Source organism: Glutamicibacter sp. HZAU (assembly GCF_004100365.1).
In the GTDB taxonomy this organism is placed as follows: Bacteria; Actinomycetota; Actinomycetes; order Actinomycetales; family Micrococcaceae; genus Glutamicibacter; species Glutamicibacter nicotianae.
Genome location: NZ_SCKZ01000038.1, coordinates 1 through 281, shown reverse-complemented (window position 1 = coordinate 281; position 281 = coordinate 1). Strand labels below are relative to the sequence as shown.

At 60.9% G+C, this 281-nt stretch carries 1 pseudogene; it reads left to right on the top strand.

The features are described from left to right. Positions 1-281: pseudogene (locus EKH49_RS16435) on the top strand (IS1380 family transposase); the annotation flags it as partial.

The window sequence follows — 281 nt, the reverse complement described above, 5'->3', positions numbered from 1 at the left end:
TTCATCCGGTGGATCGATGAGAAGAAGTTCTGGGAACCAGCCCTGGACGCTGACGGTGTCCAACGTGATAACGCGTGGGTGATCGACGCGAGCAAGGTGATCGAGCTGAAGGACTACCCGCCCGGGACAAGAATCTATTTGCGGGCCGAGCCCTTGCATCCCGGGGCGAAAGCGAACTTGTTCGATACTGACGGGAACCGTGTCACGGCGTTCTTGACCAATAGCCCGCGGTTCAACGTGGCATTCCTCGATGCCCGGCATCGGGCGCGGGGCCGGTGCGA